14 protein-coding genes and 2 pseudogenes are annotated in these 17546 nt (G+C 65.2%); 13 read left to right on the top strand and 3 right to left on the bottom strand.

Annotated elements, in window-relative coordinates; translation table 11 throughout:
- Positions 1-131 precede the first annotated feature (131 nt).
- The 7 genes and pseudogenes from X751_RS139760 to X751_RS1000000167125 form a co-directional block, all read left to right on the top strand.
- The gene (locus tag X751_RS139760) at positions 132-1574 is read left to right on the top strand and encodes a hypothetical protein (RefSeq protein ID WP_023745848.1); all 1443 of its coding nucleotides are present in this window, start codon (positions 132-134) and stop codon (positions 1572-1574) included.
- 152 nt (positions 1575-1726) lie between these two features.
- Complete coding sequence (locus X751_RS139765; RefSeq protein WP_023745847.1) at positions 1727-3031, top strand: ABC transporter substrate-binding protein; 1305 nt, start codon at positions 1727-1729, stop codon at positions 3029-3031.
- Between the two features lie 158 nt (positions 3032-3189).
- Positions 3190-4071 carry a branched-chain amino acid ABC transporter permease gene (locus X751_RS139770; RefSeq protein ID WP_023745846.1) on the top strand — a complete coding sequence of 294 codons (882 nt, stop codon included), beginning with the start codon at positions 3190-3192 and terminating at the stop codon, positions 4069-4071.
- Entirely contained in the window at positions 4068-5030 is a 963-nt protein-coding gene (locus X751_RS139775; protein WP_023745845.1) for a branched-chain amino acid ABC transporter permease, read from the top strand. Before X751_RS139770 ends, X751_RS139775 begins: the two co-directional genes overlap by 4 nt.
- A complete protein-coding gene (locus X751_RS139780; protein WP_023745844.1) occupies positions 5027-5752 on the top strand; it encodes an ABC transporter ATP-binding protein in 726 nt (241 codons plus the stop codon). Before X751_RS139775 ends, X751_RS139780 begins: the two co-directional genes overlap by 4 nt.
- A pseudogene (locus X751_RS1000000167130) lies at positions 5749-6066 on the top strand (ATP-binding cassette domain-containing protein); the annotation flags it as partial. The gene X751_RS139780 and the pseudogene X751_RS1000000167130, both read left to right, overlap by 4 nt.
- A 26-nt stretch (positions 6067-6092) precedes the next feature.
- Positions 6093-6617, top strand: a pseudogene (locus X751_RS1000000167125) (ATP-binding cassette domain-containing protein); the annotation flags it as partial.
- Positions 6618-6778: 161 nt separating this feature from the next.
- Here the strand turns inward: X751_RS1000000167125 and X751_RS139785 are convergent.
- Together X751_RS139785 and pncA are read right to left on the bottom strand one after the other, a co-directional pair.
- Positions 6779-8146 carry a sodium:proton antiporter gene (locus tag X751_RS139785; protein WP_050592398.1) on the bottom strand — a complete coding sequence of 456 codons (1368 nt, stop codon included), beginning with the start codon at positions 8144-8146 and terminating at the stop codon, positions 6779-6781.
- 85 nt (positions 8147-8231) lie between these two features.
- Positions 8232-8846, bottom strand: a complete 615-nt coding sequence (pncA, locus tag X751_RS139790) for a bifunctional nicotinamidase/pyrazinamidase (RefSeq protein ID WP_023683560.1) — start codon at positions 8844-8846, stop codon at positions 8232-8234.
- Positions 8847-9128: 282 nt separating this feature from the next.
- Between pncA and X751_RS139795 the strand changes: the two genes are divergently transcribed.
- Genes X751_RS139795 through X751_RS139820 form a run of 6 tightly spaced genes read left to right on the top strand, consistent with a single transcriptional unit; the run spans position 9129 to position 16424 of the window.
- Positions 9129-9992 (top strand): xanthine dehydrogenase family protein subunit M, encoded by an 864-nt coding sequence (locus tag X751_RS139795; RefSeq protein ID WP_023745842.1) that lies wholly within the window; start codon positions 9129-9131, stop codon positions 9990-9992.
- An 11-nt stretch (positions 9993-10003) separates the two neighbouring features.
- Positions 10004-12967, top strand: a complete 2964-nt coding sequence (locus X751_RS139800) for a molybdopterin-dependent oxidoreductase (RefSeq protein ID WP_031244161.1) — start codon at positions 10004-10006, stop codon at positions 12965-12967.
- The gene (locus X751_RS139805; RefSeq protein ID WP_023739686.1) at positions 12964-14505 is read left to right on the top strand and encodes a hypothetical protein; all 1542 of its coding nucleotides are present in this window, start codon (positions 12964-12966) and stop codon (positions 14503-14505) included. The genes X751_RS139800 and X751_RS139805 overlap by 4 nt, the downstream gene beginning before the upstream one ends.
- On the top strand, positions 14505-15389 hold the full coding sequence (locus X751_RS139810) for a thiamine biosynthesis protein ApbE (RefSeq protein WP_023683556.1): 885 nt from the start codon (positions 14505-14507) through the stop codon (positions 15387-15389). Before X751_RS139805 ends, X751_RS139810 begins: the two co-directional genes overlap by 1 nt.
- Entirely contained in the window at positions 15382-15966 is a 585-nt protein-coding gene (locus X751_RS139815; RefSeq protein WP_023683555.1) for an amino acid synthesis family protein, read from the top strand. The genes X751_RS139810 and X751_RS139815 overlap by 8 nt, the downstream gene beginning before the upstream one ends.
- Positions 15963-16424 carry a MarR family transcriptional regulator gene (locus X751_RS139820; RefSeq protein ID WP_023671294.1) on the top strand — a complete coding sequence of 154 codons (462 nt, stop codon included), beginning with the start codon at positions 15963-15965 and terminating at the stop codon, positions 16422-16424. Before X751_RS139815 ends, X751_RS139820 begins: the two co-directional genes overlap by 4 nt.
- On the opposite strand, the gene X751_RS139825 is transcribed toward X751_RS139820, so the two are convergent.
- Positions 16421-17536 (bottom strand): aminomethyltransferase family protein, encoded by a 1116-nt coding sequence (locus X751_RS139825; RefSeq protein ID WP_023745840.1) that lies wholly within the window; start codon positions 17534-17536, stop codon positions 16421-16423. The genes X751_RS139820 and X751_RS139825 overlap by 4 nt on opposite strands.
- Between the last annotated feature and the right edge of the window lie 10 nt (positions 17537-17546).

The following is a 17546-nucleotide window of genomic DNA, read 5'->3' as shown; positions in this document are numbered from 1 at the left end:
CCCCCTCTGTCCTGCCGGACATCTCCCCCGCAAGGGGGGAGATTGGCAGCGTCGAGTACCGCGCCTCTTTCTTCACCCTTGAAAGTTGGCGAAAGCCCCGGCGACATCCAATCTCCCCCCTTGCGGGGGAGATGGCCGGCAGGCCAGAGGGGGGTGTGAAGGATCGCGTCAGGCTGACATATGTCGCCTGCTCCCCCACCCTCACACTCCTCCCCACCCCTGCCTTCGCCCACGCCTCCGACCGCGGCCACGTCCTCCTCCTCCCGACCGGCTACTACATCGCCGGCGGCGCGCTTGCCGTCGCGGTCAGCTTCCTCGTCCTCGCCCTGCTGCCACCCGCAACCCTCGACCGCTTCTGGCGCCGCCGCCTGCCGCTCTTCCCATTCGCCGACACCGCCCGCATAATCATCAGCCTCATCTCCTTTGCCGGCTTCGCAACCCTCATCGCCGCCGGCCTGTTCGGCAGCCGCGACCCGCTCTCCAATCCGCTGCCGCTAACCATCTGGACGCTGCTCTGGGTCGGCCTTGCCATCGCCCAAGGCCTGTTCGGCGATCTCTGGTCGTGGCTGAACCCATGGTATGGCCCGTGGCGGATCGTAAGCCGCCTGTTCGAGCTTCGTGGCGGTGAGGGACAGGAATCGCGTTTGCCTTCATGGCTCGGCTGCTGGCCGGCCGTTATCCTGTTCTTCGCCTTCGCCTGGTTCGAACTGATCTATCCGGCGCCCGACGATCCGGCGCGGCTGGCCTATGCCGCCGGCCTCTACTGGTTGCTTACCTTCATCGCCATGCTCGCCTTCGGCTACCGCGATTGGAGCCGGCGCGGCGAATTCCTGACGATCTTTTTCGCCATGGTGGCTCGTTTCGCCATCGTCGAGCGCGATGAACACGGCCGCCTCGCTCTCTGCTGGCCCGGCGCAAAACTGCTCGGCGCAGCGCCCCTGCCGGCAAGCGGTATCGCCTTCCTGCTGCTCAGCCTGTCATCGGTGTCCTTCGACGGCCTGTCGAAAACCTTCTTCTGGCTCGGCCTGTTCGGCATCAACCCGCTGGAATATCCCGGCCGCACCGCGCTCATCGGCATAAGCAGCTTTGGCCTCGTGCTGACCTTCGTCTTGCTCGCGGCGGCATTCCTGCTGGCCGTCATACTCGGCCAGCGCCTTGCCGGCAGCCGACATTCCCACGGCGAGGCCGCCGGGCTGCTGGTCTGGTCGATCGTACCGATCGCGCTCGCCTATCATGTCGCGCACTATCTGACGGCGCTGCTGGTCGACGGCCAGTATGCGATCGCCGCTTTGTCCGACCCGTTCGCGCTGGGATGGAACCTGTTCGGCGCCGCCGACATGCAGATCGAGGCCGGCATCGTCGCCGGGGCCCACTCCGCCTGGTGGCTGTGGAACCTGCAGGCCGGCATCATCATCGCCGGGCACATGCTGGCGGTGCTCGTTGCCCATGGACTGGCCTGGCGACTGCACCAGGTGCCATCGCGCGCCGCCCTCAGCCAGTTGCCGCTCACCATGCTGATGATTGCCTACACGATCTTCGGCCTGTGGTTGCTTGCCACGCCGACGGCCGGATGAGACAAGCTGATCAATATGCCTTTGCGGAAAGCCCGCTTGCAAGCTCTGTGCTTTGGTGATTTAGTTTGTACACATGCAATTTCTGCCCCTCCTGCAAGGGAGTGGCCTTGCCTCGTTACAGACAGTCAAAACTCAAAAACAGGGGAACTGCCGTGACTGACAAGAATGGGTTTTTCGATCTCTCCAAATCCACCCTTAGCCGCCGCACCGCGCTGAAAGGTCTCGCCGCCGGCGCCGGGCTGACGCTCGCGCCCGGCTTCGTCCGCTACAGCCAGGCGCAGAGTTCGGCGCCAATCAAGATCGGCTTCCAGTCGCACCGCACCGGCATCGGCGCCGCCTATGGCCGCTGGTATGAAAAGACCAGTGCCGCCGCGGTCAAGGCGATCAACGACGCCGGCGGCATCAATGGCCGACCTGTCGAACTGGTGATCGAGGATGACGGCACCGATCCCGGCCGTGGCGCCGAGGTGGTCGGCAAGTTCGCCACCCAGCACAAGACCGACATCGTCTTCGGCACGCTGTTCTCGCATGTGGTGATCGGCTCGGCGCCGGCCGCCGGCGAAAACAAGATCCCGTATTTCGTCGTCAGCGAAGGCCACCACGTCGCTTCGACCAAGCTCAACCGCTATGTCTTCCAGCCTGGCATCACCGATGTGAAGAGCCAGATCCAGTCGATGGCGCCATGGATCGCGGCCAATGCCGGCAAGAAGGTGACGCAGATCTTCCCCGATTTCGCCTTCGGCTACGACCATCGCGACTACCTGCCGCCGGCGCTGAAGGCGCAAGGCGCCGAGGTCATCGCCCAGATCGCCATCCCGCCGACAGAGTCATCTTTCACGAAATACTTCCCGCAGATACCCGCCGAGACCGAAGTCATCTACCACGTGATGGTCGGCCCGGCCGTGCTCACCTTCGTCAAGGAACTCGGCGAGTTCTACGGCTCCAACCGGCCGCAACTGTTCGGCTTTATCGATTCGCTCGAAGCCACCGACATAAATAGCCCCGGCCTCGAATTTTTGGACGGCAGCCATTTCTGGGAAGGTTCGCCGCGCTATGCGCAGGCCAATGACTCGGCCGCGCAGAAAGCCTACCGCGCCGCCGTCGGCATCGACGAAAATGGCGCTGCCGTTGGCGACCCCAAGGACGTCTCCACCGCCGCCCACATGTTCGGCTGCTGGGAGACGCTCTATGTCGTCAAGAAGGCGATGGAAGACGCCGGCTACAAGGGCCCGGAAGACCGCGCCAAGCTGGTCGAGGCGACCGAGGCGCTGACCGAATTCGCCGAAGGGCCGGAGCATCCGCAGGGGCCGAAGACCTTCAAAGGCAAGATCCACCAGTGTTTTGGCATCCAGAACATCTCCAAGGTCGAAGGTGGCAAGCTGAATGTCGTCCACAAGACCAAGATCGAGGACGGGCTTTACGAGGCCGAAGGGGATTATACGACGCAGGCGCTGTGAGGCGCCTTACCCTCCCCCTTGTGGGGAGGGTCGGCACGCAAGCTTCGCACTTTGCGAAGCTTGCGAGACGGGGTGGGGGTCGCGACGGCCCGTGCCCAACCCCCACCCGACCGCTGCGCGGTCACCCTCCCCACAAGTGGAGGGTAAGGGCGCCCTGAATGCATTTCGGACCCCACCTCCTCCTCGCCGCCCTCGAAGGCCTTGTCACCTCCGCCGTGTTGGCGCTGACGGCGCTTGGGCTGTCGCTGGTGTTCGGCGTCATGCGCGTCGTCAACGTCGCCCATGGCGAGTTCTTCATGCTGGGCGCGGTGCTGGCCTGGGCGATCTCGACGGCGATACCCGGCCATCCCACGCTCGGCTTCCTGGCGGCGCTGGTGATTGCGCCGCTGATTGTCGGCGCCATTGCGCTGGTAGCCGAGCGGCTTGTGCTGCGCCGGGTCAATTACAATCCGGAAGCCACCATCGTCGCCACGATCGGCATGCTCTACATCATCCAGCAGCTGGCGTTGAGCTTCTATGGCCCGGAAGCGCGCCCGGTGGAGCCGCCCTTCAGCTACCGCATCCTTTTGCCCTGGTTCGGCTATTCCGGCTACAAGCTGTCGATCATTGCCGCTTCGGCCCTTCTGCTCATCGCCACCTGGCTGGTGCTGACGCGCACCAAGATCGGCCTCATCATGCGCGCCACCCAATATGACAGCGAGACGGCGCAGGCCTTCGGCATTCCGGTCGCCCGCGTCTATGCCGGCGTCTTCGCGCTCGGCGCCATGCTGGCGGCCATCGCCGCCGTGCTGATCGTGCCGATCAGTCAGGCGCACTACCTGATGGGGCAGGACCCGCTGCTGTTGTCCTTCATCGTCGTCATCATCGGCGGCCTCGGCTCGCTGCGCGGCACGGTCGTCGCCGCCGTGCTGATCGGGCTGTCCGACGGCATCATCTCGGTGTTCTTCTCGCCGACTTTGGCCAAGATCATCGCCACGCTGCTGGTGGCCATGGTGCTGGTGTTCAGGCCGCAAGGCCTGTTCGGGCAGGCGCCGCGATGAGCGAAGCTTCGCCGGCAAAAGCCTATGCTCTGCACATCGGCGCCATCGCGCTGCTGTTCGCCCTGAGCTTCGTCCTGCCGGATTATCATCACGGCCTCGTCGCCCGCATCATGGTGCTGGCGGTGTTCGCCATGGGCTACAACATGCTGTTCGGCTATGTCGGCCTGCTCAGCCTCGGCCACGCCATGTTCTTCGCCGCCGGGCTCTATGGCGCTGGTCTCGCCGTCATCCATCTCGGCTGGAACGTGCCTTTCGCTTTCCTCGCCGGCATCGCCTGCGGCGCGCTGCTGGCACTGGTGATCGGCCTGCTGGCGCTGCGCACCACCGGCGTCGCCTTCATGATCGTTACCATGATGTTCGCGCAGGTGTTTTACCTCGTCATCCTCTATTTCGCCGCCTGGACCGGCGGCGACCAGGGTCTGGTCGTGCCGCAGCCGGCGCGGGTTCTGGCCTTCGGCGCGACATCGCTCGACCTAACCAACCCGACCGTGCGCTACATGAGCGCGCTGGCGCTGTTCTCGGTCGTGCTGCTGATCACCCTCGCCATCGTCCGCTCCCGCTATGGCCGCGTGCTGGTCGCGGTGCGCGAGAACGAGGAGCGCACGAAAATGCTGGGCTACGACACCTTCTCCAACAAGCTGATCGCCGTCGTCGTCTCCGGCACCATCTGCGCCGCCTCGGGTGCGGCCTATGCGCTGCTGTTCGGCTATGTCGGCTCGAGCTTTGCCTCGGTGCAGTATTCCATCCTGCCGCTGCTCTGGGTGCTGCTCGGCGGCGCCGCAACGACGCTGGGCGCGCTGCTCGGCACGGTGTTCATGTACTATGTCATCGACACCGCCAGCGGCTACACCTCCGCCTATCTCCTGATAGTCGGTATTGCGCTCATCCTGCTGGTGCTGTTTTTCCCCAAAGGCATTCTGGGCACCATCCGCCAGCGCTGGCTCGGGTGGCTCCCATGATGCCGTTGCTGACCACCAAAGGCCTGGCGCGCAGTTTCGGCGGCCTGCGCGCCGTCGACGGTGTCGATTTTCAGCTGATGCCGGGCGAGATCCGCGCCGTCATCGGCCCCAATGGCGCCGGCAAGACCACCTTCGTCAGCCTGGTCAGCGGCCGCATTCAGCCATCGTCCGGCATGATCGTCTTCGACGGCGCCGACATCACCAGCCAGCCGGCCTATCTCAGGGTGCGCCGGGGCATCGCCTACACCTTCCAGATCACCAGCGTCTTCGCCAACCTCTCTGCCTACGATAATGTCGCGCTGCCGGTGCAGCGCACGCTGACCGATGGCCGCTCGAAAGTTGCGGTGCGCACCGGCGTCATGGCCGCGCTGGAACGCACCGGACTTGCCGGCCGCGCCCATATGCCGGCCGGCCAGCTTTCCTACGGCCACCAGCGCCTGCTGGAAGTCGCGATGGGCCTGGCGCTTAAGCCGCGGCTTTTGATCCTCGACGAGCCGACGCAGGGGCTGGCCGACAGCGAGATCGACAATTTCATCGGACTGGTGCGCGAGATTGCCAAGAGCGCCACCGTGCTCCTGATCGAGCACAACATGCCGGTCGTCATGCAGCTGGCCGACCGCATCACGGTCTTCAACGCCGGCAGGATCCTGGCCGAAGGCTCGCCCGAACAGGTTCGCGCCAACACACAGGTGCAGGAAGCCTATCTGGGGACGGCGCCATGAGCGAAGCCCCCAAGACTGAGGCCCCCAAGACTGAGGCCCCCAAGACTGAAGCCCACAAGACTGAAGCGCTGACCATCTCCAGGCTCGATTGCTTCTATGGCGAGGTTCAGGTGCTCTACGAGCTTGATCTCGTGCTCAACAAGGGCGAGGTGCTGTGCCTGTTCGGTCGCAACGGCGCCGGCAAGACGACGGCGCTGAAAGCAATCATGGGGCTGGTTCCGTCGAGCGCCGGCTCGATCCGGCTCGCCGGCAAGGAATTGACAGGCCTGCCGGCGCATGAGGTGCCCAAGGCCGGCGTCGCCTATGTACCGCAAAGATCGGAAGAGCACACGTCTGAACNCGGCTCGCCGGCAAGGAATTGACAGGCCTGCCGGCGCATGAGGTGCCCAAGGCCGGCGTCGCCTATGTACCGCAAGGCAGGCGGCTGTTCGCCGAGATGACGGTGGCGGAAAACATCGAGATCGGTCTGATGGCGCGCGGCAAGGGCAGAGCGACGCGCGAGAGGGTGCTCGATCTCTTCCCGCTGCTGCGCCAGCGGCTGCGCCAGCGCTCCGGCACTTTGTCCGGCGGCGAGCAGCAGATGCTGGCCATGGCCCGTGCGCTTTGCCTTGAGCCGCAGGTGCTGTTGCTAGACGAGCCGACGGAGGGGCTGATGCCGTCGATGATCGCCAAGATTCGCGAGACGGTGGTGAAGCTGCGTGAGCTAGGTGTCTCCACCATTCTGGTCGAACAGCGCGTCGACGCCGTGCTGTCCGTCGCCGACCGCGTCTGCTTCATCGAAAACGGCCGTAACCGCGAGACGGTGGATGTCGAACAGCTTCGCGCCGATCCGTCGGCGGTGCGCCGATATGTAGGCGTCGGCTAAGATTACCCTCCCCCTTGTGGGGGTCCGAAGGACGGGCGGGACCCGTGGCTCGCCCCGGCAAGTGGCTGCGAAGCAGCCGGGTGGGGGCGGCACCGACCCCCACCCGGACCTTCGGTCCGACCTCCCCACAAGGGGTAGGTAAGGGCCCAGCGCCCTTCGCATCACGCAAAGAACAAAAAACCCGCAATCAGGAAAACCGGGATCAGCACCAGGCCCGACCACGCCATGTAGCCGAAGAAGCCCGGCATCTTCACACCGCGGTGTCGGGCAATGGCGTAGACCATGAAGTTGGGTGCATTGCCGATATAGGTGTTGGCGCCCATGAACACCGCGCCGGCCGAGATCGCGGCCAGCGTCGAGGCCGCCTCCGTCATCAGGTGCCGCGCGTCGCCGCCTGCGAGTTCGAAAAACACCAGATAGGTCGGCGCATTGTCGAGGAAGGACGACAGCCCGCCGGTCAGCCAGAAATAGGCGAGATCATTGGGCTGGCCGGTGGGTGACGTCACCAGCGCCACCAGCGGCGCCAGCGCGCCGTCATGGCCGGCGCGAAGGATGGCAATGACCGGCACGATGCAGATGAAGATGCCGGCAAACAGTTTTGCCACCTCCGCGATCGGGCCCCAGGTGAAGCCGTTGGCCTCGCGATGGCTCTTGAGGGAAACGACAAGCGACAGCCCGGCGAGCGCCAGGATGATGGCATCGCGCACCAGGTTCTGCAGTTCGAGGCCGACGCCGAGGATGGAGAAAGTCACGCCCGGCTTCCAGGCAGCTGAAAGCAGGATCGCGGCAATGACGCCGGCCAGCAACGGCAGATTGGCCAGGCCGCGAAGGCGCACCTTCGTATCCGGCGTCGGATCCTTGATCTTCGGCGCGCCGCCTTCACGGCGATGCAGCATGATGTCGATGGCCAGGAAGACAAGCAGCACCAGGCCGCCGGTAAACAGCGTCTCGCGCCAGAGGTTCGCCGACGTCCAGAAGAAGTCGACGCCGCGCAGGAAGCCGACGAACAATGGCGGGTCGCCCAAGGGCGTCAACGAGCCGCCGATGTTAGACACCAGGAAGATGAAGAAGATGACGACATGGGCGTTGAACTGCCGGTTGTCGTTGGCGCGCAGCATCGGCCGGATCAGGATCATCGAGGCGCCGGTGGTGCCGATCACCGAGGCCAGCATCGCCCCGACGAGCAGCAGCCCGGCATTGACCAGCGGCGTGCCATGGATGTTGCCGGCGACAAGGATGCCGCCCGAAATGGTGTAGAGCGCGAACAGCAGGATAATGAACGACATGTATTCGGTGAGCAGCGTGTGCAGCACGGCTTCACCGGCTACCGGAACGCCGAATGCAACCATCAGCGGGATGACCGCCAGCGCTCCCCAGCCGGCGGCGATCTTGCCGTAATGATGCTCCCAGACATGGTGGAACAGCAGCGGTCCGGTGGCGATCGAGAGCAGCAGGCCGGCGAAAGGCAGCGCCCACCACAGCGACATGGCAGCATCGGGCAGGCCGCGGGCCTCGGCCGCGAAGGCCATTTGCGGAGACACAGCGGAAGCGAGTACACCTGCCGCGAAAGCCTTCCCCAACTGTGTGCAGCCCCCTCGCTGCGTCACGATCCAGTCACTCCGAGATCGGGTCTTCGAGCTTCACCCCGGCATCGCGCATCCTCTTCAGCATCGCCTCGACCGAACCGTTTAGATCGATGCCGCGGCACGCGTCGAGCCGCACCGTCGTCTTGAAGCCTTGCTTGACCGCGTCGAGGGCCGAAAAGGCAACGCAGAAGTCGGTCGCCAGGCCAACCAGGGTCACACTGTCGATGCTGCGCTCCTTGAGGTAGCCGGCGAGCCCCGTCGGCGTCTTGTGGTCGTTCTCGAAGAAGGCGGAGTAGCTGTCGATATCAGGGCGAAATCCCTTGCGGATTACCAGCTCGGCCTTGGTCCAGGCGAGCCCCGAGTGAAAATCCGAGCCGAGGCTGCCCTGGATGCAATGGTCCGGCCACAGCGTCTGCGGCCCATAGGGCATCTCGATCGCGCTAAAGGGCTGCGCCCCCGGATGGCTGGAGGCAAAGCTCGAATGTCCGGCCGGGTGCCAGTCCTGCGTCAGCACGACATGCTCGGCATGCCGAATCAGATCGTTGACCAGCGGCACGATTTCGTCGCCGCCGGCAACCGCCAGTGCGCCGCCGGGGCAGAAGTCGTTTTGCAGGTCGATGACAACAAGCGCTTCGTCGGCCATGGCGCCTCTCCTCTTCTAGTCTCGAACGGGGGATCGAGTGAAATACGCCGCTGATGCGACCGGATGCTGAAACTTGACCGGATGGCCGCCTGCGTCAACCTCTGCAAGCGTAAGAAATGCTTGGCGGCCGGGTTCCCTTAAACTCCGGCTTTGACAATTTCCGCCAGCTTGATATCATTTGCATACGAATGAATTTGGCCTGATCAGACATTGGCGGGGTTCGGGAAGACCCCACCTTTTGAAGGTCCCAATGGGAAGGCCTATTTTTTTGGAAGGCAAAGCGTGATCCGTTACGCGAAACCCGCCACGCTCGACGAGGCGCTCGCTCTGCTGGGCGAGGGCGCCTGGCGCGTGCTTGCCGGCGGCACCGATTTCTATCCGGCGCAGGGCGCCAAACCGTTCCGCGACAATGTTCTCGATATTAACGGCCTGGTCTCGCTGCGCGGCATTGCCGAGACCGAAACCCATTGGGTTTTGGGCGCCCGCACCACCTGGACCGACCTTGTCCGCCATCCATTGCCGGCGGCTTTCGATGCGCTGAAGCAGGCCGCGCGCGAAGTGGGCTCCCTGCAGATCCAGAATGTCGCCTCGATCGCCGGCAATCTCTGCAATGCTTCGCCTGCCGCCGATGGCGTTCCGGGACTGCTGGTGCTGGACGCCGAGGTCGAGCTGCGCTCTGCAGCCGCGACGCGTCATCTGCCGCTGCAGGAGTTCATTCTCGGCAACCGCCGCACCGCTTTGCTGCCGGGCGAACTGGTCACCGCCATCCGCATCACGAAGCGGGCCTCTGCCGGCACGTCGGCCTTCGTCAAGCTCGGTGCGCGGCGCTACCTCGTCATCTCCATCGCCATGGTGGCGGCGCGCCTCGTTGCCGAGAGTGGCATAGTCATGGAAGCCGCTGTCGCGGTCGGGTCCTGCTCGGCCGTCGCCAGGCGGCTCGCCGCTGTCGAAGCCGTGCTGGTGGGCAAGCCTGTCGGCCCGGCACTCGCCGATGCTCTCCTGTCCGCGCCGATGGCCGAGCTCTCGCCGATTGCCGACGTGCGCGGCAGCGCCGAATACCGGCTCGACGCAGCGCGCGAGCTTGTCGCTCGCGCCGTGCTGGGGGCCTGCGGGCTGACGAACGACAACAGCATGGTGGCGGCATGAGCCACTCTGAGATGATTGAAGCCCTGCCCGACCTCGTGCCGGGCCTCGGCATCGAGCGCGCCGAGATCGCCTTCGCCGTCAATGGCGCCGCCGTCTCGGTCAATGTGCCGCCGCTGCGCCGGCTGTCGCAGGTTTTGCGCGACGAATTGCAGCTGACGGGCACCAAGGTTGGCTGCGATGCCGGCGATTGCGGCGCCTGCACAGTGCTGGTCGACGGCGACGCCGTCTGCGCCTGCCTGATGCCGGCGGCCTCCGCAGCCGGGACGTCCGTAACGACCGTCGAAGGCCTCGCCGATCGCCGGCTGTCGGCGCTGCAGGCGTCTTTCCTGGCGCATGGCGCCGCGCAATGCGGCATCTGCACGCCGGCGCTGCTGGTCGCGGCAACGGCGCTGCTGGATGGCACGCCGAATCCGACCGAGACCGAGGTGCAGGATGCGCTGGGCGGCATCCTCTGCCGTTGCACCGGCTACAGAAAGATCATCGCGGCAGTGATGGATGCGGGACGGTTCGAGACGTCGACCGACGGCGCTGCCCCTCATCCGCCTGCCGGCACCCTCACCCCGTATAGTGACGGGGAGAAGGGAAGTGCTCCAGCGCCGACGCTCCCCGCTCCCCGTTCTTCACGGGGAGAGGGTAAGGGTGAGGGGCAGCGCCAACGTCATTCGTTGGAATTCAACTTTGAACGTAGAATGCCAACCACAGGGAATGCTGTAGGCGCCTCCCCGGTCCGGCTCGACGGCGTGCCAAAAGTCACCGGCGCTGAAAAATTCGGCGGCGATTCCTTTCCCGCCGATGCGCTGGCTGTGCTGGTGGTCCGCTCGCCGCATTATCATGCCGGCTTCGCCTTCGGCGACCTGGAGGGCTGGGTGAAGTCGCATCCCGGCATCGCCGGCGTCTTCACCGCCGCCGACATCCCGGGAAAAAACTGTTTCGGCGTCATCGGCCCGTTTGCCGACCAGCCGGCGCTGGCCGAAGGCTTTGCGCGGCTGCGCGGCGAGGCAGTGGCGCTGGTCGCCGGCGAGCGCGAGGCCATGCTCGATCTCGACCTCCAGGATTTCCCGGTCCGCTGGACCGAGCTGCCGCATTTTCTGCAGCCCGGCGACGCGCAGGCAGAAGGGGCTGCGCTCATCCACGCGAACCGCCCGGCCAATTTGTTGACCAAGGGCTTTGTCGAGCGCGGCGACCCCGAGGCGGCGCTTGGCGAGGCTGCTTACACGGTGTCCGGTGCCATCGACACCTCCTATGTCGAGCACGCCTATATCGAGCCGGAAGCCGGCCATGCCTACATGGACGGCGACACGCTGGTCGTCGTCGCCTGCACCCAGGCCCCCTATATGGACCGTGACGAAACGGCAAAGGTGCTCGGTCTTGCCGTCGACAAGGTGCGCATCGTGCCGACCGCGACCGGCGGCGGCTTCGGCTCGAAGCTCGACGTGTCGCTGCAGCCGCTCATCGGCCTTGTGGCACTGAAAACCGGCCGGCCGGCGGCGCTTGCCTACACCCGCACCGAATCGATGATGTCGACCACCAAGCGCCACCCCGCCGAGATGAAGGCGACCATCGGCACTGACGCCGAAGGCCATGTCACCGGCATGATCTTTTCCGGCGATTTCAACACCGGCGCCTATGCCAGTTGGGGGCCGACTGTCGCCAACCGCGTGCCGGTGCATGCCTCCGGTCCCTATGCGACGCCGAATTACCGCGCCGAAGGCCGCGCCATCCACACCCACGGGCCGATTTCCGGCGCCTTCCGTGGCTTCGGCGTGCCGCAGGCGACGATCATGCAGGAGACGCTCTATGATGAGCTTGCCGGCAAGCTCGGCATGGACCGGCTCGATTTTCGCCTGAGAAACTGCCTTCGGAACGGATCCGAAACGGTTACCGGACAGCGACTGGAGTCGGGAGTCGGTATCTTCGAGTGCCTCGACTCCTTGCGGCCGCATTGGGCTCGCGCGAAGGTCGACGCAGATACATTCAACAATGCCAATACGAGCAAAAGGCGCGGCGTCGGCATCGCGTCCTGCTGGTATGGCTGCGGCAACACCTCGCTGCCCAATCCGTCGACCATAAGGGTCGGTATCTCGCCAGACGGCGACGTCATCCTGCACCAGGGCGCCGTCGATATCGGCCAGGGCTCCAACACCGTCATCGCCCAGATCTGCGCCGACGCACTCGGCCTGCCGCTGGAAAAATTCAAGCTGAGAAGCGCCGACACCGCGATCAGCCCGGACGCCGGCAAAACATCGGCCTCGCGCCAGACTTTTGTCACCGGCAAGGCGGCCGAAAAAGCCGGCCGCGCCTTGCGCGAAAAGATCCTGCGTTTTGCCAATGTCTCGGAGAAAGCTGCCCTGCAATTGGACGGTCCGGTGATCGTCATTCGCGAGGGCGAAGCCACTCGGCGCATCGATCTCCCCGCCCTCGATGTCGATGCGGGCGGTTTCGTCTTCCGCGCCGAGGAGACCTACGATCCGCCGACGCTGCCGCTCGATGCCAAGGGCCAGGGCAAGCCTTACGCCGTCTATGGCTATGGCGCGCAGATCGCCGAACTCGAAGTCGATCTCAAGCTCGGCACGGTGAAGCTCTTGAAAATCACCGCCGCGCACGATGTCGGCAAGGCTATCAACCCGCTGCTGGTCGAAGGCCAGATCGAAGGTGGCATCGCGCAAGGCATCGGCATGGCGCTGATGGAGGAATACATCCCCGGTCGCACCGAGAATTTGCACGACTATCTCATCCCGACCATCGGCGATGTGCCTGAGATCGAGCACATATTGATCGAGGTTCCCGATCCGGAGGGACCGTTCGGCGCCAAGGGCCTGGGCGAGCATGTGCTGATCCCGACCGCACCCGCCATCCTCAACGCCATACGCCACGCCACCGGCGTTCTCATCACCAAGGTTCCGGCGACGCCGGCGCGCATCCGCGCCGCCATCCGCGAAAAAGATGGCATCCGCGACAAGGAGGCACGCCGATGAGCGAGCTTGCCGAACGCTTCGAAACCCACGATCCGGGCGAAAAGCTGGTGGCGGAAAAGATCCGCTGCGATGCCTGTCCGGTGATGTGCTACATCGCCGATGGCCGCACCGGCGCCTGCGACCGCTACGGCAATGTCGGTGGCCGCATCGTGCGTATGGACCCGCTGACCATCCTCGACCATGCGGCAGAGAGCGGCGCCGCGGTCGTGCCTTTCACTGCCGAGGGCGAGCAATGGGACGGCGAACTGGTCAACACCGGCCGCCGCTTCGTCACTGCAATCGGCGCCGGCACCACCTATCCCGACTACAAGCCGGCTCCCTTCATCGTCAGCCAGGAGGTCGAGGGGGTCGATCTGGTGACCGTGGTCACCGAAGGCATTTTTTCGTACTGCGGCGTCAAGGTGAAGATCGACACCGACCGCCATCTCGGTCCCGAAACGGCAATCGTGCGCGCGCAAGGCGAGCCGATCGGCCACGTCACGACAGGCGAATACGGCTCGCAGATGCTGTCGCTCGGCGGAGTGCATCATTTGACCGGTGGCTCTAAGGCCGAAGGCCGGGCAACCTGCGACGCGATGCTCAGTCTGTGCAATCGCAAGCCGGTCGAACTGACCATCGATGGCGGCGCCACCATCATCGTCGAAGCCGGCAAACCACCTGTCATCGACGGCAAGCAGGAACACCGTATGCGGGTCGGCTGCGGGTCGGCCACCATCGGCATGTTCGCCACGCAATGGCGCGGCCTTGTCGACGAGGTGGTGGTGGTCGACGACCATATCACCGGCGTCGTCTCCGAGCATCAGGCCGGCAAGGTGCTGGGCTGGCAGGATACCGGCATCAAGATCATCGGCCGCCGTTCGACGCCGGGCCGCTATTTCAAGGTTTCCGAGCCCGGCCTCGGCTGGGGCGGCACCTCGATTTCCGACCCGCTGTCGATCCTCGGCGAATGGAACGCCAAGAAGGGCGCCCGCCCCGGCCTGTCGCTGCTGATGGTGTCGACCACCGGCGAGCAGTTCGCCTATTACGAGCTCGACGACGAGTTGAAGCCGGTGGAAAAACCGTTCCCCGAGCGGCTGCAGAAATCGGTCGGCCTGATCGAGGACAATTGCGAGCCGGCGCTCTGCACCGTGCTGTTCATCGGCGGCGCCGGCGGTTCGCTGCGCGCCGGCGTCACCGAAAACCCGGTCAATCTCACCCGCTCGGTGCAGGGCTTGAATACCTATGTTACCGTTGGCGGCGCGCCGGTCTATGTCTGGCCGGGCGGCGGCATCACGCTGATGGTCGACGTCATGCGCGTGCCGGAAGGCGCCTTCGGCTATGTGCCGACGCCGGCGCTGGTGGCGCCGATCGAATTCACGCTACGCCGCGACGACTATGTCCGGCTGGGCGGCTACGAGGCCGAGATACGCAGCGTCGAGGATATCGTTGCCAAAGGCGGCGAATATCTCAACCCGCGCCGCGGCTCAGGCGCCGAGGCCCACAATCCATGGCCGCCGCTGGCGCAGTTGCGCCGCGTCGGCTCGAACGGGGCCTCTTGATGCAAGGCCCGCAAGTCCACTGGCTGCAGGACGGCAAGCGGCTGCACCTCAACCACGGGCCGATCGACCTGATCGTCGAGGCCTTTGGTGAGGCGGCTGAGTGTCGTGCCGCCTACGATCAGGCGATCGAGCGCTTCCAGACGATCCTGATCGAGTTGGTCGAGGAGCTTCCCGAATTGCGGCTGCCGGCATTTTTCCTGGCGCCGCGCACCTTCGCCGGCCCGACGGCGCGGCGCATGGAAGCAGCCGTCATGCCCTTGGCGGAATGCTTCATCACGCCGATGGCCGCCGTCGCCGGATCAGTAGCCGACGAAGTGCTCGCCGCGCTGCTTGCCGGTCGCAAGCTCGACCGGGCCTATGTCAACAATGGCGGCGACAGCGCCCTCCATATCGGCAAGGGCCAGTCGATGAACCTGGCGATCGCCGGCACCGGCAACGGCATGGCCGACCGCCTCACCATTCGCTCGGCGGACGGCGTGCGCGGCGTCGCCACCAGCGGCTGGCGCGGCCGTTCGTTCTCGCTTGGCATTGCCGACGCCGTCACCGTGCTGGCGCACACCGGCGCCGAGGCCGATGCGGCCGCGACACTCATTGCCAACGCCGTCGACCTGCCCGGCAATCCCGCCATCAAGCGCATTCCCGCGCAGGACTTGGCGCCCGACAGCGATCTCGGCGCGCGGCTGGTGACACAAGCCGTCGGCATGCTCGCGCGTGGCGATGTGGAGCGGGCGCTGGACAATGGCCTTGCCGTCGCCGAAGATTTTCGCCGGCGCGGCCTGATTGCCGCATCGGCGCTGTTTCTAGGTGGGGAAGCCCGCATCAGTGGTTCCATGGCGCTTGCCGCGCCCAACAAAAATCCAGGGAAGGAAGTTGCCCATGCCTGAGTTTCCGATCCGCAAGATCGCGGTTCTGACCGAAGAGATCTTTCACGATGGCGGGCCGGTCGCTGCTCTGCCGCGCCGCCGCGCTGCAGCCGTGGCCCTGGTGAAGAACCCGTTCGCCGGCCGCTACGTCGAAGAACTGCAGAGCGCCATGGACGATCTGAAGCCGCTCGGCCTGCTGCTCACCGACAAGCTCATTGCCGCATTGGGCGGCGACATCAAGCAGATCGACGCCTACGGCAAGGGCACCATCGTCGGTTCGTCAGGGGAGCTGGAACACGGCGCGCTGTGGCATGTGCCGGGCGGTTACGCCATGCGCGAGCGGCTGGGCGACGCCAAGGCGATCGTGCCGTCGGCAACCAAGGTCGGCGCCTTCGGCTCGCGGCTCGACGTGCCGCTCGGCCACACCAACGCCGCCTATGTGCGTAGCCATTTCGACGCCATGGAGGTCGGTCTCAGCGACGGGCCGCGCGCCGACGAAATCCTGTTCTGCCTCGCCATGAGCTGCGGCCCCCGCGTGCACGACCGCATGGGCGGCCTGGCGGTCGGCGACATCAAGGCCTGGGACGGCTTGCGATGAGCGGCGGGGACAATCTTCTCAAGCTCGTCGAGGCCGAAGAGCCCGACGAACATGACTACCGCCTGCAGGAGCAGGTCGGCTTCATCCTGCGCAAGGCGCATCAGCGCCATGTCTCGATCTTTGCCGCCCAGATCAGCGACCTGACGCCGCCGCAATTCGCTGCACTTGCCAAGCTGCACGACGTCGGCGAGACCTCGCAGAACCAGTTGGGCACGCTGATCGCCATGGATGCGGCGACGGTCAAGGGCGTCATCGACCGGCTGAAGGCGCGTGGCCTGGTCGATCTGACCAAACACGAGGTCGACAAGAGGCGGCTGCTGGTCAACCTCACGCCAGAGGGACGCGAGGCGATCGAGCGGCTGATCCCGCTGGCCCGCGCCATCACCCAGGAAACGCTGGCGCCGCTGACCGCCAAGGAGGCCGCTACGTTTATGCGGCTGCTGGCGAAACTCGCCTAGGCGCGCAGTCTCGTGCCTTCTGGATCGAAGAACGGCATCGGCGCCACCACCGCGCGTGTCCGCTTGCCGTCAATGTCGGTGCTGAGTTCGGTGCCGATGGCGGTGAACGGCAGCCGCAGATGCGCGGTCGCCAGCACCTTGCCCAGCGAATAGCCGTGATCGCTATAGGTGACGACACCGGCATCCTCGCCGTCGGCGAAAACCCTGGCATCCGTCGCGGCCGGCTTGTCACCGTCGAGAATCAGCCCGGTCCAGCGTTCGTCGAGCCCCTTGCCGCGAATTGTGAGCAATGCCTCGCGGCCGATGAACTCGCCCTTGTCGAACTTGATCCAGCGATCGAGCCCGACATGGAAGGGCGTACGGCTCTCGTCCATGTCGATGCCATGCGCCGGATAGGCCTTTTCCAGCCCGAGCGTGAACATGGCCAGCACGCCGTATGGCTTCAGGCCGAAATCGCTACCGGTCCGCATCAGCGCGTCCCAGACGGAAGTGGCCTCGTCCGCCGGCACGAACAGTTCGAAGCCGAGCTCGCCGGTCACCCCGGTGCGTGAGATCAGGACTTTGGTCTCGCCGACGCGCCCTGAAGTGAACGCCCAGCGTTTCAACTCATCGAGATCGGCATCCGAAACCAGTGCTTTCAGCAGCTCGCGTGAACGCGGCCCCTGTATCGTCGGAAAGGCGACGGCCGCCGTGATGTCGGTGACATAGGCCTTTCGCGCTTCAGCATGATGCTGCAGCCAGGGCAGCATCTTCAGCCGGTTGACCGAACCGGTCACCAGCATGAAATGCTCCGATCCCAGCCGGAACACGGTGAGGTCGTCCATGATGCCGCCATCGTCGCGGCAGACGGTGGAATAGCGCACCTGGCCGGGGCTCATCGCGGCCGCATCGTTGACGATGATGTGGTTGACCAGCGCCTCGGCTTCCGCCCCCTTGATGTCCATCTTGCCCATGGTGCTGAGATCCTGCACGCCGACATTCTTGCGCGTGTTCAGGTGCTCGTCGGCAATGCCGGAGTAAGTTTTGGCCGAGACGAAATCGCCGCCGACCCGGCCCATCGTGGCGCCGAGGCCAACGATGCTGGTGTAGAAAGGGGAGCGCCGCTCAACCAAGAAACTTCTC

Origin of the sequence: Mesorhizobium sp. LNJC394B00 (genome assembly GCF_000502555.1) — a bacterium.
Lineage (GTDB): Bacteria > Pseudomonadota > Alphaproteobacteria > Rhizobiales > Rhizobiaceae > Mesorhizobium.
This window is presented reverse-complemented; position numbering and strand designations above follow the sequence as displayed.